Below are 26,663 nucleotides of genomic sequence, written 5' to 3' on the forward strand. Positions count from 1 at the left end.
AATTGTTTGCCCGGTTTTACTGTTGACCTAAGACCCGAACGCCACCGCGCGGCTGCGTTCGGAATGTCGGCTTAACTTAGCCCGAGTTACCTGTCATCACACCGCTGCCTACATGATTGCCTACCTCGACGGTAAGATTGTCTACAAAGACCCCACGCAAGTAATCATCGACGTACAAGGCGTCGGATACGAAGTAAAAATTTCGCTGGCCACCTACGCCAAGCTGCCGGCCGAGGGCGACAAGATCAACCTCTTCACCTACCATCACATCAAGGAAGACGCGCAGGCGCTCTACGGGTTTCTCGACCCGAACGAGAAGGCCTTGTTCATGCACCTGATTTCGGTGTCGGGCATCGGGCCGGGCACAGGCATCGTGATTGTGTCATCGATGTCGGTGGGCGAAATTCGCCAGGCTATTATTCAGGAGGACGTACGCTCCATTCAGGCTATCAAGGGCGTAGGCCCGAAAACGGCACAGCGCATCGTGCTCGATCTGCGCGACCGGCTCCGCAAAGACGAACTATTGGCCAAAGCCGGCGTAGAAACCGTGCCTTTGGCCAAGCAACACAATACCAACCGCTCCGAAGCGTTAGCCGCACTGGTTACCCTGGGCTTTGCGCGGGCGGCTGCCGAGAAAACGCTCGACCAGATTCAGCAACGACACGGCAACGACCTGAGCGTGGAGGATTTAATTAAATTTGCTCTTAAGTCGAATTAGTTTTTCCTGGGCCTTCGGGCCCTTTTGTTTCGCCTTTGCTTGACACCTGGTACTAAGAAGTACGTTGCCGCTTTTTCATCCGTTGCCGTAGCTTTCCTGCTGACCTGGTGGTCGCAGGCAGGGCCGGCGCGGAATCGCACTTTCGAGTTTTCGCAACTGTGGAGCTGGTTGCGGGTGCGGCCGCATGGGCCGTTGCTTGCGGCTTTGCCCGATACCACGCGCCCCGCGGCCGATACCGCGCGTTACCGCAGCAGCCGGCGCCCCAAGGTGGCTCCGCGCGACCGGCAGGGCAACTTCCTGACGGAGCGCCGCCGCTCGCCCTTGGTGCTGCCGCTGCCCGCCAACGTGAAACCGCAAATCACGGTGAGCGACTCGCTCGACTACGTGGACGTGGAGGAGAACATCGGTACCGACCTCGACTACCGCGACCCAGCACGTTTGTCGTTCCGGGAGTTTGAGCGCCTGCAGCAGCAGCAAGCCATTCGCAACTACTTCCGCACCAAAGCCGAGGGCGGCGTAGCCGGCGAGGCAGGCAACGCTACCGCAGCCAAGCGTCTGATTCCAAAAATTGCGCTGGCACCGGGCCTAGGTCGCATTTTCGGCGGCGAGTTCATCGACATCCGGCCCAACGGCGCGGCCACTATTTCCCTGGGTTGGCGCCAGAACTTCAACGACAACCCGGCCCTTACGCTGCGCCAGCGCCGCAACGGCGACTTCAACTTTCAGCAAAACTTCAATCTGAACCTGACGGGCCAGATTGGCGACAAGCTGCGCCTGCTGTTCAACTACGACACGCGGGCGGCGTTCGACTTCGAAAACCAGATTAAGGCCGACTTTACGGGCTACGATACCGACATCATCCGCAAAGTGGAGATGGGCAACGTGTCGTTGCCGCTGAACAACTCGCTGGTGCAAGGCGGGCAAAACATGTTTGGCATTAAAACGCAGCTGCAGTTTGGCAAGCTGAGCGTAACGGGCGTGGCTGCCCAACTGCGCGGCACCGCCGACGAGGTGCGGGTGCAAAACGGCGCCCAAAGCCGCAACTTCGAAATTAAGGCCTCGCAGTACGAGGCCAACCGGCACTTCTTCCTGTCGCACTTTTTCCGCGAGCGGTACGATGCCGTGCTGCGCAACCTGCCCACGGTGCAGAGCGGCGTTGAGATTCGGCGTTTGGAGGTGTACATCACCAACGACAACCGCACCACCGAAACCCTGCGCAACGTGGTGGCCCTGCAAGACGTGGCCGAGCCGCGCCGCCTCTACCGCGGCACGCTGGCCAAGCCCGGCCGCGAGCTTTCGCCGGCTGCCAACGACGCCAACCAAACGCTGGAGCTGGCTCGCCGCGGCCCGCGCGATGTGCAGCAGATTGATGGCTACCTGCAAAGCCAGAACCTAACCAAAACCGTGGACTACGAGCTGGTGCGCGCCCGCAAGCTCGATCCGCGCGAGTACACCTTCAACTCGCAACTCGGTTACCTTTCGCTGAACACGCCGCTGCTGCCCGAGCAGGTGCTGGCTATTTCGTGCGAATACATGTTTAACGGCCGGCCCTACCAGATTGGCGAGACCGTAACCGAGTACGGCAACGTGCCCGATACGGGCGTCATCTTCCTGAAGCTGCTGCGCGCCACCAACCCCGGCGTTGGCCTGGCCGACCCCGCGCAGAACCCCACCAACGACCGCCTGCAAACGCGCAACCTGCCGGTGTTCGATTTGATGATGAAGAACATTTACGCGCTGAATGCCTCGCAGCTCAGCCGCGACCAGTTCCGCCTCGACATCATCTACAAAGACGATATTACCGGCCTCGATTTGTTGTCGCTGAAGGAAGGCGAGCGAATTCAGAACGTGCCGCTGACGCAGGTTTTCAACCTCGATAACCTTAACCCCAACAACGACCGGCCCGCCGACGGCAACTTCGACTTTCTGCCCGGCCTCACGATTGACCCCGAACAGGGGCGCGTCATTTTTCCGGTGATTGAGCCGTTTGGCGCTTACCTGCAAACGCAGTTCAACCCGAGCGAGGAGGCCTTGATTCGGCGCTACGTGTACCCCGAGCTGTACACGCAGGTACAAAGCGATGCACAGCAGCGCCAAGAAAAGGACAAGTTTTTCCTGAAGGGCCGCTACGCCGCTACCTCCAGCGACGAAATTACCCTGCCCGGCATTCGTATCCCGGAGGGCTCGGTGCGGGTGTACTCGGGCTCGACGCTGCTGCAGGAAGGCACCGACTATCAGGTGTTCTACGATCAGGCCAAGGTCAAAATCCTGAACCCGAGCTACCTCAACTCAGCCAACGAGCTGCGCGTGCAGTTCGAGCGCGATGCGGTGGTGCAGGTGCTGCCGCGCAAGCTGGTGGGTGCCCGCCTCGACTACAAGGTATCCGACGACCTGAACTTCGGCGGCACGGTGCTGCACCTGCTTGAAAACCAGGCACCCGGCATCAACCGCGTGAACATAGGCGAAGAGCCCGGCAACAACACCATCTACGGCCTCGACGTGAACATGCGGCGCGAATCGCGGGTGCTCACGAAGTACCTCGATGCGCTGCCCTTCCTGAGCACCAAAGCACCGTCGTCGGTGGCTTTCAGTGGCGAGTTTGCGCAATTTGTGCCGGGCCAATCGAAGCTAGGCCGCGGCGAAGACGGTGCCTCCTACCTCGACGACTTTGAAAACGCCCGCACGCCGTTCACCCTAGGTGGCCTGAACTCGACCAGCACCTGGCGGCTGGCCTCTACCCCGCTGCCGCTGGGTGGCGCCCTGCCCGGCCTGCAGTATAGCTACCGCCGCGCTAAGCTGGCCTGGTACACCATCGACCAGACCTACTTTACCAACGGCCGCTCCAAGCCGAGCAACATCGGTGTGGAGGACCTCAAAAACCACTATTCGCGCGGCGTGCCTCGCTCGGAGGTGTTCCCCAACCGCGACAACGGCGCCCTAGGTAACACTTACGAAAACACCTTTGACCTGGCCTACTACCCCACCGAGCGGGGGCAGTACAACTACTCGCCGCGGGTTTCGGCCGATGGCCGGTTCCTTAGCACGCCGGCCGCTTCGCACTACGGCGGTATCTCGCGCGAAATCGCGTTCGATACCGACTTCGACAACGCCAACGTGGAGTATTTGGAGTTCTGGCTGATGGACCCGTTCATCAAAAACCAGAGCGGCAAGAACTACAACACCGTCGACGACTCGGACCCTGCTACGCCGAGCGGCCCCAATACCTCGGGCGGCGAACTGTATTTCAACCTAGGTTCCGTTTCGGAAGACTTGCTGAAGGACGGGGTGTACGAGTTTGAGAACGGCCTGCCCGATACCAACGACCAAACCAACGTGCAGCCCACTGTCTGGGGCCGCGCCACGCGTTTGCAGTTTCTGACGGACGCTTTCTCGACGGCCCCCGGCGGCCGCGAGCGGCAGGATATCGGCCTCGACGGCCTCACGCAAACCGAAGAGCAGCAGTTCTTCGCCAGCATTCCGGGCTACGGTTCCTTCGCCGATCCTTCGGCCGATAACTTCCGCCACCACCTCGACGGCTCCTTCGATCAGGCCGACGTGAAGATCCTAGGTCGTTACAAGGACTTCAACGGCATGGAGGGCAACTCGCGCGCCGATGGCACGCAGAGCTCCACGGCCTACCCCGACAAGGAAGACCTCAACCGCGACAACGTCATCACCGACACGGAGCGCTACTACGAGTACCGCGTGCCGCTGCGCCCAGACCAGCTGCGCGTGGGCGAAAACTTTATTGTAGACCAGGTTACGCGCCCCGTAAACGGCGACCAGGTAACGTGGTACCAATTCCGCATTCCCATTCGGCAGTACTCGGGCATTCAGGGTGCCAACGCCGAGTTTGGCTTTAAGTCGATTCGCTTCATCCGGATGTACCTCACGGGCTGGCAGCAGCCCACGGTGCTGCGCTTCGTGCAGATGCAGTTTGTGGCCAACCAGTGGCGCCGCTACCTAGGTGTAATTGCGCAGCCCAACAGCGGGCAGCCTATCAACGTGACGAACGATGCCGACGCCTTTGCCATTTCGACGGTGAGCGTGGAGGAAAACGGTGCCACCAGCGGCCAGAGCGACGCCATTCCGTACGTAACGCCGCCCGGCATTCAGCGCGACCGGGAATACGGCTCGAGCACCGTAAACCGCCAGCAAAACGAGCAGTCGTTGCGCCTGTGCGTGGAGGGCCTGAAGGATGGTTACGCCAAGGCGGCTTACAAAAACGTAAACCTCGACCTGCTCCGCTACAAGCGCCTGAAGCTGTTTTTGCACGCCGAAAGCGAAAACCGCAACCTGCAGGATGGCCAAGCGCAAGGCTTTGTGCGCTTCGGTACCGACTACACCCAGAACTACTACCAGTACACGCTGCCACTGGAAGTTACCCGCCCCGGCGCCACCACCGCCGACCAGATTTGGCCGGTAGCCAACCGCATCGACATTGCCCTGCAAGACTTTATCGATGTAAAGGCCGAGCGCAACCAAGCCCGCGCCAGCTTCTTGGTGCCGTACTCCAAAACCTTGGCCAACGGAGCCGTTATTACGGTGCTGGGCAACCCCGATTTGAGCGCCTTGCAGGGCCTGATGATTGGCGTGCAGAACCCCTCCGACAACGGGCAGGGCCCCGACCAATCGTTGTGCCTCTGGGCCGACGAGCTGCGCGTGCTGAACTTCGACCAGAACCCCGGCTGGGCTGCTACAGCTCGTTTTAACACGCGCCTGGCCGACGTGGCCAACATTACGGCTACGGGCAGCTTTACCTCGGTAGGCTTTGGTGCCCTGCAAGACCGCCCCTCGCAACGCTCGCTCGACAACATTGCCCGCGGCGACGTGAATGCCGCTGTGGCCGTGGACAAGTTCTTGCCCGAAAAGCTAGGCTTGCGTGTGCCGGTGCTGCTGCAAGCCGGCCACGAAAGCCGCTCGCCCAAGTACGACCCGCTCGACCCCGACACGCCGTTGGAGCAGTCGTTGCAAAAGTTCGACTCGGAGCAGGACCGCGCCGCGTACCGCCGCGAGGTAACCGACCAAACGCGCAGCCGTTCCATTAGCCTGCTGAACGTACGGAAGGAACGCCTCAACCCCGATAAAAAGGTGCGGCCGTACGATGTCGAAAACCTGGCCCTGAGCTACTCGCTTACGGAGCGCTTACACACCGACATCCGGACCGACCGCGACTTCACGCGCACCTACACCGGGGCCCTGGCCTACACGTACCAGCCCACGCCCAAGTCGTACGCGCCGCTGAGCTCGGTGCAGGCGCTCAACTCGCCCTACCTGAAGTTTTTGCAGGAGCTCAACTTCACGCCCCTGCCCTCGCGCTTTGCCTTCCGCGCCGACCTAGACCGCCGCTACAACGAGCGTTTCTTGCAACGCACGCTGGTGCCGGGCGAAGTGCCCTCGCCCGATGGCATTCCGGGGGTGTTTCAGAAAAGCTTCTTTATCAACCGCATCTACGACCTGAAGTGGGACCTGACCAAGAGCCTGATTTTGGACTACACGGCCAACAACCGCAGCAGTGTAGACGAAGGCATTGGCCGCTCCATCGGCGATTCGCCGGAGGCGCAGCGCAACCAGGATTTGCTGCGCCGCAACCTGCAGCGCGGCGGCCGCACCACCAACTTCAACCAAACCGTTGCGCTTACCTACCGTTTGCCGCTCGATAAGTTTCCGCTTACCGACTGGCTCTCGGCCGATACGCGCTACGCGGCCAACTACTCGTGGCAAGCAGCCTCCACAGCCTTGCGGGCCCCGGTTGGCGGGCTCAACGACACGATTACCCAGCGCGTTAACATCGGCAACACCATCCAGAACAACCAAGACATTAGCGTCAATGGCCGCATTGATCTGGTGAAGCTGTACAACAAGGTGCGGTTCCTCAACATCATCAACAACGCACCGGCCCCCACTGCGCAGCGCCGGCAGCCCGGCTCGGAGTTGGAGCGTCTGCGCCGCGGCAATGTCCCCGACGCCTCAGGTGCCCAAACGCCGACGGCTTCCGACTCGGCCAAAGGCCCCGAGCTGCGCGCCCTGAAGGCCGTATTGCGCTCATTGATGACGGCCCGCTCGCTGAACTTCACGTACACCCGCACCGCGGGCACACTGCTGCCGGGCTACCTGCCGGGCACCCGCTTCTTCGGGCTGAACAGCGACTTGTCGGCGCCGGGCCTGCCGTTCATCCTGGGGCAGCAGTACAACGAGTTGGACGACCTGTACAACCGAGCCAACTCGCGCGGCTGGTACACCCAACGCAGCGACCTGCTGAACACGCCGCTGAGCTCGTTGAAGACCGAAAATCTGAACGCCCGCACGGCCTTGGAGCCCTTCCGCGATTTCAACATTCAGCTGGATATACGCCGGCAGCGCGTGGAAAACAACGAAGTGTTTTACCGCTTGGCCGTCGACAGCATCAACCTGCAACCCTTCATCGACCCGAACACCGGCGCGTTTGCCTTGGCTCCGCGCCTGCCGCTGGGATCGGGTACGTTCAGCACCTCGTTCTTCGCGCTGAATACCTTGTTTGGCGACGTAAACCGCCAGAACGCCTCGAAATCGTTTGACCGGTTTGTGAGCAACCGCCAGCCCATACGGGAGAGCCTGCAATCGGCCAACCCCAACAACGGCTACTACGGCTACAACTCGCAGGAAGTGTTAATTCCGGCTTTCATCGAAGCATACCGCGGGCGCTCGTCGGGCGGGCACAAGGCGAAGGTCTTTAACCCGTTTGGCCAACTGCCCCTCCCCAACTGGCGCATCGATTACAACGGCTTGGCCAACCTGCCCTTCGTGCAGCAATACCTGCGCTCGGTGTCGATTACGCACCAGTACTCCTCGGAGTACCAGATCCTGGGCTACACCACCTCCACGCTCTACGACACCAAGCCCAAGGAGGGCGAATTCTCGAAGCAGGTAAACCAGGACAGGCTGTACGTGCCCTACTACGTGGTAAACCAAGTAACCATTACGGAGCGCCTGGCCCCGCTGGTGGGTATCAACTTCCAGACGCTGGAGAAGGTGAACGGCCGCGTGGACTACGGCCTGGAGCGTAACCTGTTCCTGAACACCACCAACGCGCAGGTAACGGAACTACGCAACAAAACTCTCACCATTGGCCTGGGTTACACCACCAACCGCTTCCGCATTCCGTTCCGGATTGGGGGCGAGCAGCGCATACTCCGCAACGAGCTCAACGCCCGCCTCGACCTCTCCATCCGCGACAACGTGACGTTCCAGCGCAGCATTGTGGATATCGCGCGCCTCGACCCCAGCACCGGCGACCCGGGCCCGGTGGGCCGCGCCGAGCAGCAGGTTACCAACGGCAACCGCCAATTCCAGCTGCGCCCCACCATCGACTACGTCGTGAATCAGCGCCTGAACCTGCAGTTCTTCTTTACGCGCAACGTGTCGCAGCCGAAGGTGGTGAGCAACTCCTACAAAAACGCCGCTACCGAAGGCGGTATTCAGCTGCGCTACAGCCTATCGCAGTAGCAACGGCCGAGCCGCAACCAAGCGGGCCCGGTACGCCGTATGTGCGTGCCGGGCCCGCTGCTTTTTATGCGGCACCTAGGCTGCGCGCAATGCGGCTAAAGCTTACCTTTGGCCGCGGCTAAGCCGCAACTCCCATTCTACATTTCCGTTTTTGCCTGACATGAACCTGCCCAGCACCCTGAAGTACACCAAAGAGCACGAGTGGATCCGCGTTGAAGGTGATGTTGCCTACGTGGGCATCACTGATTTTGCCCAGAAGGAGTTGGGTGACATCGTGTACGTGGACATCGACACCGTTGACAAGGAAGTAAGCAAAGACGAAGTATTTGGCACCGTTGAGGCCGTTAAAACGGTATCCGACCTGTTCAGCCCCCTCTCGGGCACGGTGCTGGAGGTAAATTCTGCTTTGGGCGACGCTCCCGAGACGGTAAACTCCGACCCCTACGGCGACGGCTGGATGATCAAAATGTCGATCAGCAACCCTGCTGAACTCGACGAGCTGCTGACCGCCGAAGCTTACGGCGACCTGGTAGGCGCCTAACACTCCCTGCCGCAGCCATGGCCCAACCGCGCACCCTGTTGGCCGGAAGCCGGGTCTGGCTGCTGCTATCCGTAGCCTGGACGGCCTTTATGCTCTGGGGTACGCTCAGCCCGCTGAACCGGCTGCCGCCGCTGCCCCACTGGGAGCTGCTGTCGTTTGACACTGCCGCGCACGCCGGCATGTTTGTGGTTACGGCCGTGCTCTACATCCTTACTGCCCGCCGGCAACGACTCTACCCGAGTCTGCGCCTGCGGGCTTTTTGGTGGGTGCTGGCCGTGTGCATCTTCCTAGGTGGCTTTATCGAACTGGTGCAAAGCTTCATGGACTTAGGCCGCCTAGGTGACTGGACGGACATGCTGAGCGACAGCCTAGGGGCCGTGGCCGGGGTGCTGTTGATGTGGCTCCTCCGCCGCTGGTGGGATGCCCCTGCTCCTGCCGTTATGGCCCGTACCCATGCCTAGGTGCCACTGCCTCCGCTACCTAGGGGCAGCCTTGCTGCTTGGGCTTGCGCCCGGTGGCAGCACCTCGGCGCAGGACATGCAGCGGGTGCGCAAAACCGTGGCTTACTTGGCCAGCCCTAAGCTGCACGGCCGCGGCTACGTGCAGCACGGCGACCGTAAAGCGGCCGATTACATACGGCGCCGTTTTTCGGCCCTTAAGCTGGAGCCACTTGCGGCCAATTATCTTCAGCCGTTTCAGCTACCGGTAAATACTTTTCCGGGCAAGCTACAGCTTCGGGTAGGCAAGCAAGCGCTCCGCGTCGGCGAGGATTTCATTGCTGAGCCGCACTCGGGCTCGGGTACGCTCCGCGGCCCTGCCGTACTCCTCGATACCCTGATCTTCACCGACGAGCAAGCCGGTTACCGCTTTTTAGCCGACTCCCTGCGCGGGCGCATTTTGGTGCTGCGGCAGCGCGATGCGGAACGCATTCGCACGCTGCCTGCTGCCTTCGAGCGGCACCTTGCCTCGGCAGCGGCCCGTATTGTGCTTGTGCCCGATAAGCTTACGGCCTCGGTAAGCGGGCAGCAGGCTTCGCAAGTTCGTCTGCAAGTACTGGCTAGCCGCTGGCCTAAACCGGCAGCTCTTGGCACAGCCGTGTCGCTTGACGTAGTGGCCAAACTAGAGCCTGCTTACACCACGCACAACGTGGTAGGCATGGTGCGCGGCAGCGTGCAGCCCGATTCCTTTTTAGTCGTTTCCGCCCACTACGACCACCTAGGGCGCATGGGCAAGCGGGCCTACTTTCCGGGTGCCAACGACAATGCCAGCGGTACCGCCATGCTGCTGGAGCTGGCCGCTTACTACGCCGAGCACCGCCCTAGGTATTCGATAGCGTTTTTGGCATTTGGGGCCGAAGAAGCAGGTTTGGTGGGGTCGCGCCACTTTGTGCAACAGCCCTTAGTGCCGTTGGGCAACATTCGGTTTCTGCTGAACCTGGACTTAGAAGGCACCGGCCAGGCCGGAACCACCGTGGTGAATGGCCGGCTGCACGAGCGCGAGTACCAGCTGCTGCTGCGCCTCAACCAACAAGGCAGCCACCTGCCCGATGTGGCACCTAGGGGCCGCGCCGCTAACTCCGACCACTACCCTTTTTCGGAGGCCGGTGTTCCGGCCTTCTTCGTGTATTTGCGTGGCACGCCCACGCACTACCACGACGTACACGACCGCGCCGCAACGCTGCCGCTCACCGGCTTTCAAGGCATGTTTAAGCTGGCTGCAGCCTTTTTGAATCGGCTGCAACGCTGCCTTTAATTAGGCCGTTGTGCCTCGCCGAAGCTGGCAGCACACTTTGGTAAAAAGCAAGCGTCCCAGAATCATCCGAGGTGGAACGGACGATTCTGGGACGAACAAAACAGTGGCTTTAGGCCGACCTGTTTAGCTGTTGCTGCGCAGCGAACCCATTACTTGCTTAGCTACCGATTCCCACTCCGGCTTCTGACGGTCGGGGCAAGAGAAGGTGCACATCAGCAGGCGGCCTTCCACGTCGGTGAAGAAAATCAGGTTGTACACCTGGTGGCCCAACTCGGGCTTCATCATTTCGATGAAACCAACTTTGCGGCCGTTGATTTCGCGAACACCATCGGCGAAGAACGTGGCATCGGAGTACTGCTTCCGGTACGTCTTCATGAAGTTGGCCGCGTACATGTCAACCATGTCCTGGTCAGCCGTGTTGTCGGTGTACGAAAACGCGAGGCTGGCGTGCGAGGTGTTGGTGTAGATGACGCTCGGACGGCTCTGCGCCTTGGCGTAGAGGAAGTCCATTTGCTGCTCGCTCATCACCTCGAAGCCTTTCGGGATCAGAATTTCAACACGCTCGCTCAGAACGCGCTTTTTGATGAGCTCCACTTCAGCAAAGGGCCGAGCGGCCATGAGCAGCACTGCGAGGCAGAGCAACGGGGCGAGTAGAACTTTTTTCATCATCTAAAGCGAAAAAAAGTGGAAATCTTTCTAGGTAAACTACCTAACAAAGGAGAGGCAGTCTGTTTGGATAACACAATTTAGGAAGAAACCCGGACAACACAAGAGCTTCATACAAAAATAATTTTGTGCAAGTCGGCTATGCGGTGCTCGTGCTGCAAAATTAGGGCTAAAATGCTGTAAACCCACATTCTGCTAAACTTTCCTTTTGCTGTTCAGCTTGGTTAAGGCTACTTACGAGGCCGAACATTGATTGGTTTGAATCTATAAAAAAGATCCTAAATCGTATCGGAAACGAGCACTAACGCTCGTTAGGACTTATAGGATATTGTTTAGTTGTTCTTTTATTTTTTCAAGCTCCTCCTTCATTCCCACCACCAAATGCTGGATAGTGGAGTCGTTGGCTTTGGAGCCGATGGTGTTGATTTCGCGGCCGATTTCCTGCGAGATGAACACCAGCTTTTTGCCGCTTGGCTCGGGCAGGTGCACGGTTTCGGCGAAGTAGTGCAAGTGGCTGATCAGGCGCACTTTCTCCTCGGCTATGTCGAGCTTCTCTATATAATAAAGAAGTTCCTGCTCGAAGCGGCTGGGGTTGAACTGGTCGTTTTGCACCAACTCCCCTAGCCCTTCGTGCATGCGGCGGCGCACGTTTTCGAGGCGGGTGGGATCGTGGCGTTCCACATCCGAAAGCAAAATGCGAATGTGGTCGATGTAACTCAAGATTTCAGTGGTGAGGGCCTGCCCCTCGGTGCGGCGGAAATCCAGCACGCGGTCGAGGGCATCTTGCACAAGCGGCTGCAGGTCGTCCCACGACAGGGCCAGTTCTTCCTCGGTGGGGGCGGCGGCTTCGGCGGGGGTTTGCACCACGCCGGGCATGCGCAAAGCCAGCTCCAGCAGGTTGTTGGAGCCGTCGCCGAGCTCTTGCGCTACGCTTTTCAGCTCTTGGTAAGCCGCCAGCAGGGCATCGCGGTTGAGGGTAGCGCGCGAGCGGGCGGCCGCCGGCCGGGTAATATCGATGCTGACGTTGACCTTGCCGCGCACCAGCTGGCGGCTCACGAGGTTGCGCAGCTCCAGCTCGTAGGCGGCAATGGAGCGCGGCGTACGCAAGCCTAGGTCGAGGCCTTTGGAGTTGAGCGACTTAATTTCGATTGTGACGGTGTATTGCTCGGTTTCGTGGTGAGCAACCCCGTAGCCAGTCATGGACAGCAGCATAGGCAGAACGCAGAAGAGGAAGGCGCAAAAGTAAGACCTCCTTGCAGATGTTCAGCAGGTTGCGCAAAGTGCGTAACGCAAGGGTAACGGTGGCGTCATGGTAGCATAACCAGGGCTTCACACTGGCGTAACAGCATTAAAATAGCTTTGCGACGCAAACCAGCAGACCGCTATGCGCCGCTTACTACTACTCTTTTTATTGCTGACAATCAGCATTTTAACCTTTGCTCAGCAAGGGTCAATTGTCGGCAAAGTACTCGACAAAAAAACCGGGGAGGCCGTGATTGGCGCCACCGTGGTAGTGGCTGGCACCACCCAGGCGGCCCCCGTGGGGGTTGATGGCCAGTACGAGCTCAAACTCGCGCCCGGCACCTACAACATCCTGATGACGAACATCGGCTACAAGCCCATGAACTTTTCGGGCATCGAGGTAAAAGCTGGTGAAGAAACCACCCTGAACGGCACCCTAGAGGAAAACGTGCAGGCCTTGCAGGAGGTAACCATTACGGGCCAAAAGCAAACCGGCACCGAGGTAGCCCTGATCCAAGACCTGAAGAAAAGCGAGGTGGTGGTGAGCGGTATGTCGAACGACCAAATCGTGAAGACGCTGGACCGCGACGCCGCCGAGGTAGTAAAGCGCATACCGGGCGTAACCATCCAGAACAACAACTTCGTGGTGATTCGGGGTTTGGCCGAGCGCTACAACACCGTAATGCTGAACGACGCCCTCACGCCTTCGGCCGAAACCGATACGCGTGCCTTCAGCTTCGACATTCTTCCCTCGTCGGTAATGGACCGCGTGCTGGTATTTAAGTCAGGTGCGCCGGAGCTGCCGGGCGAGTTCGGCGGCGGCGTGGTGAAAGTGTACACCAAAAACTCGGTGCTCGACAACGGTACCACGTTTTCGCTGTCGTCGTCGTACCGCAGCGGCACCACGTTCAACAACTTCTCGACTACGCAAGGCAGCAGCACCGATTGGCTGGGCTTTGACGGCGGCCGCCGCCAGCTGCCCTCGGGCACGCCGGGCATGGTGCAGCAAGGCAAGGTGAGCAACGACGAGCTAAACGCCCTAGGTCAGCGCCTGCGCAACGATTGGGTGGCCCGCCGCACGCAAGCCTCGCCCGACGTGCGCGCTTCCCTAGGTTTGCTGCGCAAGTTTGAGCTGGGCAGCGCCTACCTCAGCAACGTTACTTCGGTTTCGTACAGCCTCACGCGCGAGCAATACAACGTGGAGCGCGCCGACTACGAAGACCAGAAAGACGAGAACGGCAACTACAAAGCCAAGTACCGCTACAACGATTTGCAGTCGAACACCAACGTGCGCCTAGGTGTCATTCATAACTGGCAGCTGCGCCTGAACGACCGCCACCGCATCGAGTTCCGTAACTTCCTCAACCAGTTCGGCCAAGACCAGGTAGTGGCCCGCACCGGCACCTCGCTGGAGCGCCGCCTCGATAAGCGCGACTTTGCCTTGCACTACACCAGCCGCAGCATTTACTCCGGTCAGCTGCAGGGCACCCACGACCTAGGGCCGCAAACCACCGTTACCTGGCTGGGCGGCTGCAACTACGTAAAGCGCGACGAACCCGACTTCCGTCGGTACCGCTCGCAGCGCGATGCCGGCACCAACGACCGGTTCCTGATCCAGATTCCGCCGGGCGGCAACCCCTACGACGCGAGCCGCTTCTACTCGAACCTCACTGAAAACACCTTGGCTGGCAGCGGCCAGTTGGAGCGCCGCTGGGCCGGCCGCGACACTACCAAGGCCAACGAGTACAAGCTGCGCGTAGGGTTTTACGCCGAGCAGAAGGACCGCTCGTTTGCGGCGCGCTACTTCTCCTACAAGATTGGCAACGAGGATAATTTCCGCTACGAAATTCTGGAGCAGCCCATCGAAACCATCTTCAGCTCCGAAAACATCAACGCCCGCACGGGTTTGGTGCTTGATGAAGGCACAAACCAGGACGACAGCTACACCGGCGACAACCGCCTGCTGGCTTCGTACGTGAGCTTGGTGGCGCCCATCTCCGACCGCTTTAATGTATCGGGTGGGGTGCGCGTGGAGAACAACGTGCGCGCTGTGCGGGTACCGGGCAACCCTAGCAAAAACGCCGACTACAACCGCACGGTGGTGCTGCCCTCGTTCAACGCCACTTACAACTTCAACCTTCGCTCGCTGTTGCGCGTGGCCGGCAGCACCTCGGTAAACCGCCCCGAGTTCCGCGAAATGGCCAGCTTCCAGTACTTCGACTTTGCCAACAACTGGCTGGTAGTGGGCCAACCCTCGCTGCGCGAAGCCACAATTTACAACGGCGACCTGCGCTACGAGTTTTACCCCTCGCGCTCCGAGATGATTTCGGTAGGCGCTTTCTACAAGCACTTCGACCGCCCCATCGAGAGCGTGATTGAGCAAAATGCCGGCGACTTGCTGAAAGTATCGTACCGCAACGCCGACGGCAACGCCTACGACTACGGCCTGGAGGTGGAGGTGCGCAAGTCGCTGATCGACCTGGCCGCCTCGCCGGTGCTGCAGCGCCTGTCGTTTGTGCTGAATGCTTCGTGGATTCGCAGCCAGGTGCGCATCAGCGACGCTACCCAAATTCAGCGCCGCCCGCTGCAAGGCCAGTCGCCTTACGTGGTGAACCTAGGTGCCTTTTACCAGGACGACGACCACGGCCTGCAGATGTCGGCGCAGTACAACATCATCGGCCGCCGCATTGCCTTCGTGGGCAACGTGGATAACGGCAGCATTTACGAGATGCCGCGCAACGTGCTCGACCTGACGGTTACCAAAACCGTAGCCAAGCGCCTCGACATCCGAGCTGGCTTGCAGGACGTGCTGAACCAGCCCACGCGCTTGGTGCGCGACCTCGACCGCAACCAACAGATCGGCGGCCAAGACCAAGATTTCTCGCGCTTCCGCCGCGGTTCGTACTACACGCTAGGCCTGATCTGGCGTTTGTAAACGAAAAGGTAACTGCCCGCTAACGATATGATAACGCCTACCGTGCCCCGGTAGGCGTTGTCGTTCCGGACCTTCGCAACGTCAATCAGCAACTGCTTTCGTGCTATGAAAAAGCTTCTACTTCCCGTACTGTTTGCCGCTTCTTTGCTGGTCGCTGCGGCGCCGGCTGCGCTGGCCCAAACGCCGGCTCCGGTGGTGCAGGTATCGGGTGTAATCAGCACCAACACCACCTGGTCGAACAACAACGTGTACGTGCTGAATAACTTCGTGTACGTGGCGCCGGGCGCTACGCTCACCATTCAGCCGGGTACCATTATTAAAGGCGACAAGGCCTCGAAAGGCACACTCGTAGTGAAGCGCGGCGCGCGCATTGTTGCCGACGGCACGCGCCAGCAGCCCATTGTATTTACCTCGGCCGAACCCGCTGGCTCGCGCGCCCGCGGCGACTGGGGCGGTATCGTAATTGCGGGTTCGGCGCCCATCAACCTGCCCGGCGACCCTACCATTGAGGCCACGCCTGAATCGAACTTCGGCGGCACCAACGCGGCCGATGATTCCGGCATTCTGCGCTTTGTGCGCATCGAGTTTCCGGGTATTGCCTTTGCCCCCGACACCGAGATTAACGGCCTGACCCTAGGGGGTGTGGGTTCGGGTACCGTGCTCGACCACATTCAAATTTCGTATTCCGGCGACGACGCGTTTGAGTGGTTTGGCGGCACCGTAAATGCCAAGCACCTCGTGGCCTTCCGTACGCTCGACGACAACTGGGATACCGATAACGGCTACGCCGGCAAGGTGCAGTTTGCGTTTTCGCTGCGCGACCCAAACATCGGCGACCAATCGGGCTCGAACGGTTTTGAGTCGGACAACGACCGGAACGGCACCACTGCCTCGCCCAAAACGTCGGCCGTGTTCTCGAACGTAACCGACGTGATTAACCGCACGGCTACGCTGAACGCCAACGTGAAAAGCGCCATGCACATCCGCCGCAACTCGGCGCTGTCGGTGTTCAACTCGGTGTTCACGGGTTACCGCACGGGCCTGCTGATCGATGGCACGGCCTCGGAAGGCAACGCCACAAGCGGCGAGCTGCAAGTGGCCAACACTGTAATGGCTGGCCTGCCCACCAACTTTGCTACCGCATCGGGCAGCAGCTACGATGTGGCGAGCTTCTATAACCAAGGCGCCCGCAGCAACACGCTCTACGCCAACGAGTCGGACGTGCAGTTCCAGTCGGGCTCGTACACGCTTACCAGCCCACAAGTGCTGCCCGCTGCTTCCTCGCCGCTGCAAAACGGCGCTGCTTTCGCCGATACCAAGCTGGCCAATACGTTCTTCGAGCGCGTGGCCTACCGCGGCGCTTTCGGTACCACCGACTGGACGCAGGGCTGGACCAACTGGGACCCGCAGAACACGCCCTACCTCACGGGCATTGTGGCCAGCAACAAGAAAACCTCCGACCAGGTGCAGAGCCTGGGCGTGTACCCCAACCCGGTTGCCGCCGAAGCCAAGCTAGGGTTTGAGCTGCGCCGCGCCGGCACTGCTACCGTGCGCGTGCTCGACCTAACCGGCCGCGAAGTAGCCGTGGTGAGCGAAGGCCGCAAGCTGCAGGCTGGCCCGCAGGAAGTAACCCTGCCCAACACCCTGAAAGCGGGCGTGTACCTGGCCACGGTACAAACCGAAGAAACCAGCGCTGCGGTACGCTTTGTGGTAGCGCAATAGTCTCCGCCGCATTAGCTTATCTATCATTACCCCTGATACTCGGCCTGCATCCGTTTTGCGGATGCAGGCCGAATTTCGTTTTGCCCACGCCCGCTTCCGCTGCCAAAGCCGTAGCTTGCCCCTTGGCACCTAGGCGTGCCGTGCTCCGTTTGCACTCTCATGACGTCGTCGTTGCCGTTGCTGCCCCGCGTGCTTATGCTCCCCAAGTGGTACCCCAACCGGTACGACGACCAAGACGGCGACTTTGTGGCGCGGCACGTGGCCGCTATAGCCCCGCACACCAACGCCGTAGTGCTTTTTGCAGGCGTAGCGCGCGGCCCGTTGCCCGGGCTGATTGAGTGCGCCGCCGAGTGGAAAGCCGCCGTGCCTACACTGCGCTATTACTACCGCGCTGCGCCTACCGGCTGGCCGGTGCTCGACAAACCGCTAAAGCTGCTGCTGTATTTTGCGTGCCTTTGGCGCGGCTACCAACAGGTGGTGAGGTACTGGGGCACCAAGCCGCACCTCGTGCACGTGCACGTGCTGTTGCGCACGGGTTTGTTTGCTTGGTGGCTGCGGGTGTGGCAAGGCATTCCGTACCTCGTTACTGAACACTGGACGCTGTATTTACCTCCGCGGTCGGCCGGCATCGGCCCCATGCGGCGGTGGCTGACGCGCTTGGTAGTGAAGCGAGCAGCCGCGTTGCATACGGTATCCGAAGGCCTTCGCGACGCCATGCGCCACCTAGGGTTTGGCAACCCGCGTTCGGCCGTAATTGCCAATGTGGTCGATACCGATCTGTTTCGGCCTACCGCCAACAAGCCCGCTCCGGCGCCGCTACTGGTGGTATCGGCTTTCCACGATGCCGTGAAGAACATTTCGGGCATACTGCGCGTGGTGGCGGGGCTGCAAAGCGAGTTGCCCCACCTGCGCCTGCGCATTGCCGGCTACGGCCCCGATGCTCAAGTCCTGCAAAACCTGGCCGCCGACCTAGGGCTGCTTGCCAGCGGCACCGTGCAGTTTCTGGGCAAACTCCCCCACCCCGCCGTGGCCCACGAAATGCAGCACGCGGCGGCACTGATTTCCTTCAGCCGGGCCGAAACATTTGGTTGCGTATTGCTTGAGGCGCGGGCCTGCGGCTGCCCGGTGGTGGCCACGCGAGTGGGCGGCGTGCCCGAGTTATTTCAGCCCGAAGGCCGGTTTGGAGTGCTGATTGAGCCCGACGACGAGGCGGCCCTAGGTGCTGCCATTCGGGCGGTGTACCAGGAGCACCCGCAGTTCGCCCCCGAGGTGCTCTGCGCCGATGCCGCGGAGCGGTGCAGCCCCGCCAAAGTAGGCCGGCAGTTTGCGGCCCTTTACCAAAGCATCCTCGCCCGATGAACCTGCGGCGCATCCTGTTCACCTTCGGTACGCGCCTAGGTGCTGCCCTGCTCAACTTTGGGTTGGTGTGGCTTACGGCGCGGTGGCTTGGGGCGGCAGGCCGCGGCGAGGTTAGCTTGTTCGCCATCGACCGTACGCTGCTGCTGCTGTTTGCCGGCTTGGTGGGCGGCTCGTCGCTGATTTACCTGGCACCCAGGCGCAACTTGTGGCACTTGCTGCTGCCCGCCTACGGGTGGTCGGTGCTGGTAAGTGCAGTTGGCACCACGGTGGTATGGTGGTGGCGGCAACCACCGGCTGCCTACGCCGCTTACCTGGGGGCCGCCTCCTTAGCCGAGGGCTTGGTGCTGGTGCACGTGCAGCTGTTGCTGGGCCGCCGCCGCGAGCGGTTGTACAACGCCGTTGGCCTGCTGCAGAGCTTGGGCGTGGCGCTTGGGTTGGCCGCGGCTTTTTTTGCGTTGCGCTGGCAAAGCGCCCCGGCCTATTATACCGCCCACATACTTACGTACCTAGTGCTGTGGGTGCTCACGGGTAGGGTACTGTGGCAGCAGCCCGATCGGCCGCGGGGGCACCGCCGGCGGTGGCGCTACGTAGCCCGCGAGTTGGCCCGGCACAGCCGCAGCGCCCACTTCTCCAACCTGGTAAGTTTTGCCAACTACCGCCTGGGCTTCTACTTCGTGGCGGCTTGGGTGGGCACCGGCGCGGTGGGCGTGCTGTCGGTGGGCGTGGCACTGGCCGAAGCCATTTGGCTGATTCCGCGCAGCATTTCGCAGGTGCAGTACGTCGATACCATTTACAGCGCCAACGTGGCCGCGCCCGTGCAGGCCACCGTTCGGGCGGTGCGGCTCTCGGCGGTGCTAAGCGCTTTGGCAGTACTAGTGCTGGCGCTGGTACCTGCCCATTGGCTCGCGGCTGTTTTTGGCCGCGACTTTGCGGGTGCGCAGCGCATTGTCTGGGCTTTGGCCCTAGGTGTAGTGGCCTTCAGCATGCACATGCAGCTCAGCGCTTTTTTTGCCGGCACGGCCCGGTACCGCACCAACAACACAGCGGCCGTACTTGGCCTGGTCCTTACGCTGGGGGCGTGTTCGGTGCTGATTCCGCGCTACGGCGCGGTGGGCGCCGCTTGGGCGGCCACGGTTTCGTACCTAGGGTCCACGCTGTGGCTGGCGTGGCGGTTTGTGCGCGCGGCCGGTATCAGCCCTACCGAGCTGCTGCCTCGCCCGGCCGATGCTGCCCTGCTGGCCCAACGGCTGCGCCGCTAGCTAATGGGCACTTTGCGCAACATGGCCTCAATCAAATCCTGCGTGCGCACGCCGTCGGCCTCGGCTTCGTAGGTGAGCATGATGCGGTGGTTGAGCACGTCTGCGGCTACGTCTTTAATGTCCTCGGGCAGCACGTAGTCGCGCTCGTCAAAAAAGGCCACGGTGCGGGCGGCGCGGTGCAGGGCAATGCTGGCCCGGGGGCTCACGCCGTACTGCACGTACTGGGCAAACTCGCCTAGGTCGTACTCGGCCGGTTTGCGCGTGGCAAACACCAGCTCGATGATGTACTTCTCCAAGGTGTCAGAAATCTGCACCTGGTTTATCAGCCCGCGAATCCCGAAGATGTCTTCCTTGGTCAGCACGGCCTGCACGTCGCTGCTGTAGCTGAGGTTGGCCATGCGGCGCATTACCTCCAGCTCCTCGGCCTTTTTCAGGTAATCGACATACACCTTCATCATAAAGCGGTCGACCTGCGCCTCAGGCAGCGGGTAGGTACCCTCCTGCTCCACGGGGTTTTGGGTAGCCAGCACCAGAAAAGGCAAATCGAGCGGGTACGTGGTTTCGCCGATGGTTACTTGCTTTTCCTGCATGGCCTCGAGCAGCGCGCTTTGCACCTTGGCGGGCGAGCGGTTTACTTCGTCGGCTAGTACCAGGTTGGCGAAAATAGGCCCCTTCTTTACCTCAAATTCTGATTGGGTTTGGTTGTAAATCATGGTGCCCACCAAATCAGAAGGCAGCAGATCGGGCGTAAACTGCACCCGTTGAAAGTGCAAGTGCAACACCTGCGCCAGCGTACTGATGGTAAGGGTTTTGGCCAGGCCCGGCACGCCCTCGAGCAGAATATGCCCGCCCGTGAACAGGCCTATCAGCAGCCTGTTGAGCATGTATTGCTGCCCCACCACCACTTTGCCGACCTCGGCAAATACCTGCCGTATCTTCTGCTGATAATGCTGGGTAAGGTCGGGCGAGGAAAAAATTTCGGACATGAAAATACAGCTGAGCGACAGGTTAAAAGTACAACGCTGCGGCTAAGGCGGCAGCGCCCACGCCAAAATTGCCCCGAATCTGCGGCCCACCCAGCTCTCCGCCACTTGCCGACGACGGGCCAGCCCAGGTATCTTTGCTTTATGCAGAGCCCGAACCCCAATTCGCAGCAGCTCATTCGCTTTGCGCTTTCGGGCGCGGCGCTTTACCTGCTGTGGTTTTTCGGCTACGAGCTGTGGCTGAAGCCCGCCGGTAAGCTCGACGAGGCCTTGTCGCTGAACCTGGCCCAGGTAAGCGCCGCCGTGCTGCGGGCTGTAAGCATACCGGCCGCCGCCGCCGGCCGCTTGGTGCTGGTGGCCGGCAAGCCCGCCGTGTGGGTGGGCAATCCTTGCAACGGGCAAGTGCTGTACGCCTTGTTTGCGGGTTTTATACTGGCTTTTCCGGGGGGCGGCTGGCGGCGCAAGCTGCCTTTTATGGCGCTGGGCATGGCGGCTATTTACGTGCTCAACATTGTGCGGGTGGGCGCCCTCACCCTCAACCACTTGTACTCGCGCGGCACCGTCGATTTTAACCACCACTACACGTTTACGTTTGTGGTGTACAGCTGCATTTTTCTGCTCTGGATGTGGTGGGTGCGCCGGTTTGCCCCGTCGCAGGTGCCCGGCCATGCGTAGCGCGCCCCTGCCGCGCCCGGCGCGGGTTGGCGTGGCGCTGTTGCTGGCAGCGGGGCTGTTTTGGGCCGGCACCCACGATGCTACAGCCGTAACGGCAATGGCCAAATGTTGGGCCCGCGCGGCCGAAACCCTAGGTATGCGGGGCGCCTTCTGGCACGAGCAGCCCACGTTGTTGCCGGGCTCCACCAGCCTGCCGGCCAAGTTTACCTACGGCGCGGCCTACAGCTTTGCGTGCCTGCTCCTGCTGTTGGCCCTAACGCCCGGCCGCACCTGGCGCCTGTGTGCTGCCTTTTACGGTGGCCTGTTTTTGGTAAGCGCGGCGCTGGTGCTGCTGGGCAAGGCAGCCGGCAGCACCAGCGCGCTTTTCGCCTTGGGCCGCCCCGTCATCGACCTGACGCTAAACCCCTTGCCTGTTATCGTGCTGGCGCCCCTTATGCATTGGCTGCACCCGGCGGCGGGCAAGCCACGGGCTTAAGCGCCCGTTGTGCTGCCACGCCTGGGTGCCGCGGGCGCGGCGCGGGCCTGGCACCTAGGGCAAAGCATTGGGCGCCACTGGCTGGTTTTCGGACAAGGTGCTTATTTTAGCAATTCCTCTTCTCCTTTTCTCCGCGCGCTCATGCCCAACGCACCTGCTCGTCTTCGTTGCCTTATCATCGACGACAACGAAATCAACCGGCTCACCCTCGAGCACTTTGTCGAGATGACCGAATCGCTGGAGCTGGTGGCTTCGTTGCCCGATGCGGTGCAAGCCCTCAACCTGTTGCGGGCAGGTGCGCAGGTAGATTTGCTGTTGCTGGACATTGAAATGCCCCAGCTTAGCGGCCTCGATCTGGTGCGGGTGCTGCCCGAGCCGCAGCCGCAGGTAATTCTGGTAACCAGTCACGCCAATTTCGCCGTCGATGCATTTGAGCTACAGGTGCTCGATTACCTCGTGAAGCCCGTGGAGTACGGCCGCTTCAGCAAGGCCGTAAACCGCGCGGTCGAGCAACAACAGGCCGCCGTTGCGGCCGCCGCCACGCCTTCGAGCGTAGAGGCCAACGACTCGACGCTGTTCGTTAAAACGAACAACAAGCTGCTGCGCCTCAATTTCGACGAGGTGTTGTTTATCGAGGCCATGTCGACGTACTCGGTGCTGGTTACGCCCAAGCAGAAGCACATCGTGTACATTACCCTCAAGGCTTTGGAAGAACGCCTGCCGTTTGCGCACTTTATGCGCGTGCATCGCTCCTACATGGTAAACATGCAGCGCGTGGAGTCGGTGCAGGACAACATGCTGCAGCTAGGTAACCACGAGGTGCCCATTGGCAAGTCCTACCAAGAGGAGTTTTATGAGCGGCTCCGCAGCCTCTAAGTTTTGCACCCCGGCTCCCGAGGCATGCCTCGGGAGCCGGGGTGCAGTTGCCCACCTAGGCGGTGGGCAACTCGGCGGGCAACTCGTTTAACACCTGCGCTACCACCGCCACCAAGTGCTGCACGGCATCCTGGTAAACGCGCTGTTCGTGGGCTCCAAAAACGGTGGTCTCGCGGGCCGCTTCGAGCAGGCGCACAGCCTCATCTACCTGCTGCACGCCCAACGACGACAACGACGGCTTGATGTGGTGCACCAGCCCGGCCACAGCTACCCAATCGGCGGCAGCGGCGGCAGTTTGCATCTGCGCCACGCTTTCCGGCATGTTGTCGAGAAACGACTGGATAATGCGGTGCACAAATGCCTCTTTGCCGCGCGCCATTTCGCGCAGGCGCGTGAGGTCGTAGCTGCGTGGGGGCCGCTGAATAAGGTTTTCCAGCTTCTCAAATAGCTCGGCTTCGTCGAATGGCTTGGCCAGCGTATCGTTCATGCCCGCGGCTAGGTACCGCTCGTTGTCGGAGCGGAAGGCGTTAGCCGTAAGCGCCAGCACCGGCACCTGGGCCTTGGCCGCGTCGGCGTGGGCGCGCATGGCCGCCGTGGCCTCCATGCCGTTCATGCCCGGCATCTGAATATCCATCAGCACCACGTCGTAGGGGTTTTGCTCGAACAACGCCAGTGCCTGGAACCCGTCGGCGGCTTCATCCACCTGCACGCCCCACTCTTCCAGCAGCATGCGCGCAATGTTGCGGTTGATTTCGTTGTCCTCTACCAGCAATACGCGCTTGCCCGCCAATGTATTGGTTAGCGGCGCCGCGGCGGCCGGCTCCGGCAGCGGCGGGGCGGCCGCGCGGGTTTTCGGCAGCGTTACCGTGAAGGCAAACGTGCTACCGCGCCCTAGCTCGCTCTCAACGCGCATAGTACCGCCCAACTGCTCCACCAAGGCCCTGCTGATGCTCAGACCTAGGCCCGTGCCCCCAAAGTTGCGGGTAGTATCGGCGTAGGCTTGGGTAAAGTCCTCAAAAATGCGCTCCAGGCGGTCGGGCGGAATGCCAGGGCCCGTGTCGCTCACGCTGAACTCCGCCGTCAGGGTCTCGTCGGTTTCCGACACCAAACGCCCCGCCACCGATACGCTGCCCTGCTGCGTAAACTTCACGGCGTTTGCTACCAGGTTGATCAGAATTTGGTTGAGGCGGTGCGGGTCGCCGATAACCCACGGATACGGGCACGTAAGCTTAAGCGGCTGCGCCAAAAACGTAAGCCCCTTTTGGGCCGCCTGCAGCGCCAAGCCCTGCACCGCCCCACCCATCGAATCGCAGAGGTTGAAGGGAGTTTGTTCGAATTCCAGTTTGCCCGAGGTGATTTTGGCCATATCGAGCACGTCGTTTACCAAGGCCAGCAAATGCTGCCCCGATTTACGAATCACGCTCAGCTGCTCGGTTTGCTGGGCGTCGAGCTGAGTTTTGGCCAGCAGGTTAGCATAGCCCAACACCCCATTTAGCGGGGTGCGTATTTCGTGGCTCATGTTGGCCAGAAAATTCTCGCGGGCGCGGGCCGCGGCGTGGGCGGCCTCGGTAGCACGCTTCAGGTCGGTTATATCGGTGCTTACCCCCAGCACCTGCAAGCTGCCGTCGGGGCGCAGCAAGGGCCGCTTGATGGTCTGGAACCAGCGCACCTCGCCCGAAGGCAGCGTAAACGAGTCCTCGCGCATCAACTCCTCTTTGGTTTGCAGCACGTACTGATCGGCGGCCGCGTAGTGCGCTTGCTCTTGCGCCTGCACCGTGGTGGGGTCTTGCGTTAGCGCCTGCCGCTCCTTCGAGCTTTCCGCTAGTTGCCGCATGGCGCGGTTGCTGAACTCGACCTGGCCGTTGGCGTTGCGCACGTAAATCAGGCTCGGCGAAGTATCGAGCACTTGCTGAACAAACCCTTGCTGCTCGCGCAGCTCGGCCTCGCTTAGGCGCAGCTTTTCCTCGGCTACGCGTTGCTCGGTGTTGTCGCTTCCGTACCCTATCATCATTTGCAGCTCCCCGTGCTGGTCGTACACGGGCTGGTAATGGCGCTGCGCGTACTCGGTGCGGCCGTCGGGCTGCACCACTTGCTCCTCAAAAGCAACGCGCTGGCCGCTGTTTTTGGCTTGCTCAAACAGTTGCCGACGGCTTTCTGCCATTTGCACCGGGCGCTGCCGGTAGGCGCAGTATTCGAAGTCGGTTTTGCCCACTATCCAACGGCGCACCTCCGGGTTTTTGATAGCGCCGGGGTTTACGAACAGGTAGCGACGCTGGGCATTGAGCACGGCCACGTCGGCAGGCAAATGGTTGAGAATCGACTCGTAAAACTCGCGCTGCTCGGCCAGTTTCAGCTCGGCTTCGCGCTGGGCCGTGTTGTCGAGCCCAAAGCCCAACATCATGTAAAAGCTGCCATCGGGGTGCGCAATGGCCTTGAAAAACCGGTTGTGAAAGGCGCGGCCGTTTTGGGTAGGTGTTTCGTCTTCCCACACCACCACGCCGCGCTCCGCTACGGCTTTATCGAACATGCGGTGCCGGTGCTCGGCCAGCTCGGTGGGGTAGCCAAACTGCGTGCAGTAATCCATTACCGTGCGGCCCATCAGCCATTGCCGGGCCTCGGCGCTTGGCACAGCCTGCGGGTTGGCGTAAATGTAGCGGCGGTCGGCGTCGAGCGTTACTACCTCTACGGGTAGCTCGTCGAGGATGTGGCTGTAAAACAGCCGCTCCTGCGCCAGCTGTTGCTCGGCGCGATGGCGCTCGGTGATGTCGACGAAGTATAGATTGACGTAACCCTCGGGCTGCACCGGCGAGCCGCACAGCGTGTACTGGCGACCTAGGGCCTCCACTTGCTGCTCAATTGGCCGCTGCTCGCGCAGTACCTGCTGCACCACGGCGCGCAAACGGGCGGCTACGTAGCGCTTTTCGTCGAGCGTGAGCGAGTTCCAGAGGTTCCACCCGGCTGCGTTGCTGTACAAAAAGTACCCCGCATCATTTACCTGCAGAATTGGGTTCGGATTATGATCGGGAATGCGTGCTCGCAGTTCTAATTCGCGAATGCGGGCCTCGGCCTGGGCCAACGACGCCCGCAAATCGGCATCCGGGCTTTGTATAGAATTGGGGAAGCTTTCGGAGGAGTTCATCAGTGCGGCGCAGGCATTAAACCAGGCAAAGCGCAAGCAACAATCTATTGCTGCCATTTGTGCCGTTGCTTGCCCAAGGTGGCAATTTGCTGTTTAAACTGCGTGCTTTCCGGGCCGAACGACATCACCGGCCACCGGCACTGCGCTGGTTGCCCTAGGTGATTTTGTGCTGCTGTGCTAGCGGGCAACAAAAAAAGCCCGCCGGCCGAGGCCAACGGGCTTTCTTGTACCAGAGACGGGAATCGAACCCGTACTTCCTTGCGGAAAAGGGATTTTAAGTCCCTCGTGTCTACCAGTTCCACCACTCCGGCGAGTGCAGCGAACCTGCACAAAAGTAAAAAAGGACGTTGCAGGGAGCAACGTCCTTTTTTGGAGCGGGAGACGAGGTTCGAACTCGCGACCTCGACCTTGGCAAGGTCGCGCTCTACCAACTGAGCTACTCTCGCTTGAGGTCAACCGCCGTAGTGGCGTTTGATGGCACAAAGGTACAACAAGACGTTTCTTGTTGTCAAGAGTCAAGCGAAAAATCTGATTCGCTTGCTCTCCATTAAAACAAAAAAGAGGAAGCTACCGAAGCAACATCCTCTTTTGAGCGGGAGACGAGGTTCGAACTCGCGACCTCGACCTTGGCAAGGTCGCGCTCTACCAACTGAGCTACTCTCGCTTGAGGTCAACCGCCGTAGTGGCGTTTTGATGGCACAAAGGTATAGCAAGAATCTGGTAAGTCAAGAAGTAGCAGTTAAAAAATTGCCACCTAAACTAGTTCTGACTCATTATGAGGCACTTTTTTTCACTAAACCCAACACTGCACCAAAGCAGCGCTGCAGATGTATGGG

16 protein-coding genes and 3 tRNA genes are annotated in these 26,663 nt (G+C 60.6%); 12 read left to right on the forward strand and 7 right to left on the reverse strand.

Going from position 1 to position 26,663, the window contains the following annotated elements; all coding sequences use genetic code 11:
- Positions 1 to 112 precede the first annotated feature (112 nt).
- The 5 genes from ruvA to D3Y59_RS10830 all read left to right on the forward strand — a co-directional run bounded on the left by ruvA (position 113) and on the right by D3Y59_RS10830 (position 10,496).
- Positions 113 to 718, forward strand: coding sequence for a Holliday junction branch migration protein RuvA (gene ruvA, locus D3Y59_RS10810; RefSeq protein WP_119445060.1), 606 nt, complete (start codon positions 113 to 115; stop codon positions 716 to 718).
- A 204-nt stretch (positions 719 to 922) separates the two neighbouring features.
- Positions 923 to 8,203: a T9SS outer membrane translocon Sov/SprA gene (gene sov / locus D3Y59_RS10815; RefSeq protein WP_240410337.1), complete on the forward strand. Its 7,281-nt coding sequence runs from the start codon at positions 923 to 925 to the stop codon at positions 8,201 to 8,203.
- Between the two features lie 160 nt (positions 8,204 to 8,363).
- The gene (gene gcvH / locus D3Y59_RS10820; RefSeq protein WP_119445061.1) at positions 8,364 to 8,744 is read left to right on the forward strand and encodes a glycine cleavage system protein GcvH; all 381 of its coding nucleotides are present in this window, start codon (positions 8,364 to 8,366) and stop codon (positions 8,742 to 8,744) included.
- A 17-nt stretch (positions 8,745 to 8,761) separates the two neighbouring features.
- On the forward strand, positions 8,762 to 9,205 hold the full coding sequence (locus D3Y59_RS10825; protein ID WP_119445062.1) for a VanZ family protein: 444 nt from the start codon (positions 8,762 to 8,764) through the stop codon (positions 9,203 to 9,205).
- Positions 9,165 to 10,496, forward strand: coding sequence for a M28 family metallopeptidase (locus D3Y59_RS10830; RefSeq protein ID WP_119445063.1), 1,332 nt, complete (start codon positions 9,165 to 9,167; stop codon positions 10,494 to 10,496). Before D3Y59_RS10825 ends, D3Y59_RS10830 begins: the two co-directional genes overlap by 41 nt.
- A 123-nt stretch (positions 10,497 to 10,619) precedes the next feature.
- Here D3Y59_RS10830 and D3Y59_RS10835 read toward each other — a convergent pair whose 3' ends face one another.
- Both D3Y59_RS10835 and D3Y59_RS10840 read right to left on the reverse strand, forming a co-directional pair.
- The gene (locus D3Y59_RS10835) at positions 10,620 to 11,162 is read right to left on the reverse strand and encodes a hypothetical protein (RefSeq protein WP_119445064.1); all 543 of its coding nucleotides are present in this window, start codon (positions 11,160 to 11,162) and stop codon (positions 10,620 to 10,622) included.
- Between the two features lie 318 nt (positions 11,163 to 11,480).
- Positions 11,481 to 12,374: a YicC/YloC family endoribonuclease gene (locus D3Y59_RS10840; RefSeq protein ID WP_119445065.1), complete on the reverse strand. Its 894-nt coding sequence runs from the start codon at positions 12,372 to 12,374 to the stop codon at positions 11,481 to 11,483.
- A 172-nt stretch (positions 12,375 to 12,546) separates the two neighbouring features.
- On the opposite strand from D3Y59_RS10840, the gene D3Y59_RS10845 reads away from it, so the two are divergent.
- The 4 genes from D3Y59_RS10845 to D3Y59_RS10860 all read left to right on the forward strand — a co-directional run bounded on the left by D3Y59_RS10845 (position 12,547) and on the right by D3Y59_RS10860 (position 19,679).
- Positions 12,547 to 15,339, forward strand: a complete 2,793-nt coding sequence (locus D3Y59_RS10845; protein WP_119445066.1) for a TonB-dependent receptor — start codon at positions 12,547 to 12,549, stop codon at positions 15,337 to 15,339.
- A 105-nt stretch (positions 15,340 to 15,444) separates the two neighbouring features.
- Positions 15,445 to 17,061: a T9SS type A sorting domain-containing protein gene (locus tag D3Y59_RS10850; protein ID WP_119445067.1), complete on the forward strand. Its 1,617-nt coding sequence runs from the start codon at positions 15,445 to 15,447 to the stop codon at positions 17,059 to 17,061.
- Between the two features lie 159 nt (positions 17,062 to 17,220).
- Positions 17,221 to 18,420: a glycosyltransferase gene (locus tag D3Y59_RS10855; RefSeq protein WP_119445068.1), complete on the forward strand. Its 1,200-nt coding sequence runs from the start codon at positions 17,221 to 17,223 to the stop codon at positions 18,418 to 18,420.
- Positions 18,417 to 19,679, forward strand: a complete 1,263-nt coding sequence (locus D3Y59_RS10860) for a lipopolysaccharide biosynthesis protein (protein ID WP_119445069.1) — start codon at positions 18,417 to 18,419, stop codon at positions 19,677 to 19,679. The genes D3Y59_RS10855 and D3Y59_RS10860 overlap by 4 nt, the downstream gene beginning before the upstream one ends.
- Here the strand turns inward: D3Y59_RS10860 and D3Y59_RS10865 are convergent.
- Complete coding sequence (locus tag D3Y59_RS10865; RefSeq protein ID WP_119445070.1) at positions 19,676 to 20,665, reverse strand: AAA family ATPase; 990 nt, start codon at positions 20,663 to 20,665, stop codon at positions 19,676 to 19,678. The two genes, D3Y59_RS10860 and D3Y59_RS10865, sit on opposite strands and share 4 nt — an antisense overlap.
- Positions 20,666 to 20,806: 141 nt before the next feature.
- On the opposite strand from D3Y59_RS10865, the gene xrtX reads away from it, so the two are divergent.
- The 3 genes from xrtX (at position 20,807) to D3Y59_RS10880 (ending at position 22,688) form a co-directional block, all read left to right on the forward strand.
- On the forward strand, positions 20,807 to 21,337 hold the full coding sequence (gene xrtX / locus D3Y59_RS10870) for an exosortase X (protein WP_119445071.1): 531 nt from the start codon (positions 20,807 to 20,809) through the stop codon (positions 21,335 to 21,337).
- Complete coding sequence (locus D3Y59_RS10875) at positions 21,330 to 21,812, forward strand: XrtX-associated membrane protein (protein ID WP_119445072.1); 483 nt, start codon at positions 21,330 to 21,332, stop codon at positions 21,810 to 21,812. Before xrtX ends, D3Y59_RS10875 begins: the two co-directional genes overlap by 8 nt.
- Before the next feature lie 141 nt (positions 21,813 to 21,953).
- Positions 21,954 to 22,688: a LytR/AlgR family response regulator transcription factor gene (locus D3Y59_RS10880; RefSeq protein ID WP_119445073.1), complete on the forward strand. Its 735-nt coding sequence runs from the start codon at positions 21,954 to 21,956 to the stop codon at positions 22,686 to 22,688.
- Positions 22,689 to 22,743: 55 nt separating this feature from the next.
- On the opposite strand, the gene D3Y59_RS10885 is transcribed toward D3Y59_RS10880, so the two are convergent.
- The 4 genes from D3Y59_RS10885 to D3Y59_RS10900 form a co-directional block, all read right to left on the reverse strand.
- A complete protein-coding gene (locus D3Y59_RS10885) occupies positions 22,744 to 25,827 on the reverse strand; it encodes a PAS domain-containing sensor histidine kinase (RefSeq protein WP_162910692.1) in 3,084 nt (1,027 codons plus the stop codon).
- Positions 25,828 to 26,054: 227 nt separating this feature from the next.
- Positions 26,055 to 26,138: transfer RNA gene (locus D3Y59_RS10890), tRNA-Leu, on the reverse strand.
- A gap of 59 nt (positions 26,139 to 26,197) precedes the next feature.
- A tRNA-Gly gene (locus D3Y59_RS10895) sits at positions 26,198 to 26,273 on the reverse strand.
- A 145-nt stretch (positions 26,274 to 26,418) separates the two neighbouring features.
- Positions 26,419 to 26,491 (reverse strand) — tRNA-Gly (locus tag D3Y59_RS10900).
- Between the last annotated feature and the right edge of the window lie 172 nt (positions 26,492 to 26,663).

The organism is Hymenobacter oligotrophus (assembly GCF_003574965.1).
In the GTDB taxonomy this organism is placed as follows: Bacteria; Bacteroidota; Bacteroidia; order Cytophagales; family Hymenobacteraceae; genus Solirubrum; species Solirubrum oligotrophum.

Bases quoted from the DNA above. Each gene is read 5' to 3' on its own strand.
- D3Y59_RS10860 (WP_119445069.1), top strand. From the start codon at position 18,417: ATGAACCTGCGGCGCATCCTGTTCACCTTCGGTACGCGCCTAGGTGCT.
- D3Y59_RS10865 (WP_119445070.1), bottom strand. From the start codon at position 20,665: ATGTCCGAAATTTTTTCCTCGCCCGACCTTACCCAGCATTATCAGCAG.
- D3Y59_RS10855 (WP_119445068.1), top strand. From the start codon at position 17,221: ATGACGTCGTCGTTGCCGTTGCTGCCCCGCGTGCTTATGCTCCCCAAG.
- D3Y59_RS10880 (WP_119445073.1), top strand. From the start codon at position 21,954: ATGCCCAACGCACCTGCTCGTCTTCGTTGCCTTATCATCGACGACAAC.
- D3Y59_RS10825 (WP_119445062.1), top strand. From the start codon at position 8,762: ATGGCCCAACCGCGCACCCTGTTGGCCGGAAGCCGGGTCTGGCTGCTG.
- D3Y59_RS10830 (WP_119445063.1), top strand. From the start codon at position 9,165: ATGCCCCTGCTCCTGCCGTTATGGCCCGTACCCATGCCTAGGTGCCAC.
- D3Y59_RS10885 (WP_162910692.1), bottom strand. From the start codon at position 25,827: ATGAACTCCTCCGAAAGCTTCCCCAATTCTATACAAAGCCCGGATGCC.
- ruvA (WP_119445060.1), top strand. From the start codon at position 113: ATGATTGCCTACCTCGACGGTAAGATTGTCTACAAAGACCCCACGCAA.
- D3Y59_RS10845 (WP_119445066.1), top strand. From the start codon at position 12,547: ATGCGCCGCTTACTACTACTCTTTTTATTGCTGACAATCAGCATTTTA.
- gcvH (WP_119445061.1), top strand. From the start codon at position 8,364: ATGAACCTGCCCAGCACCCTGAAGTACACCAAAGAGCACGAGTGGATC.
- D3Y59_RS10875 (WP_119445072.1), top strand. From the start codon at position 21,330: ATGCGTAGCGCGCCCCTGCCGCGCCCGGCGCGGGTTGGCGTGGCGCTG.
- D3Y59_RS10835 (WP_119445064.1), bottom strand. From the start codon at position 11,162: ATGAAAAAAGTTCTACTCGCCCCGTTGCTCTGCCTCGCAGTGCTGCTC.
- D3Y59_RS10840 (WP_119445065.1), bottom strand. From the start codon at position 12,374: ATGCTGCTGTCCATGACTGGCTACGGGGTTGCTCACCACGAAACCGAG.
- xrtX (WP_119445071.1), top strand. From the start codon at position 20,807: ATGCAGAGCCCGAACCCCAATTCGCAGCAGCTCATTCGCTTTGCGCTT.
- D3Y59_RS10850 (WP_119445067.1), top strand. From the start codon at position 15,445: ATGAAAAAGCTTCTACTTCCCGTACTGTTTGCCGCTTCTTTGCTGGTC.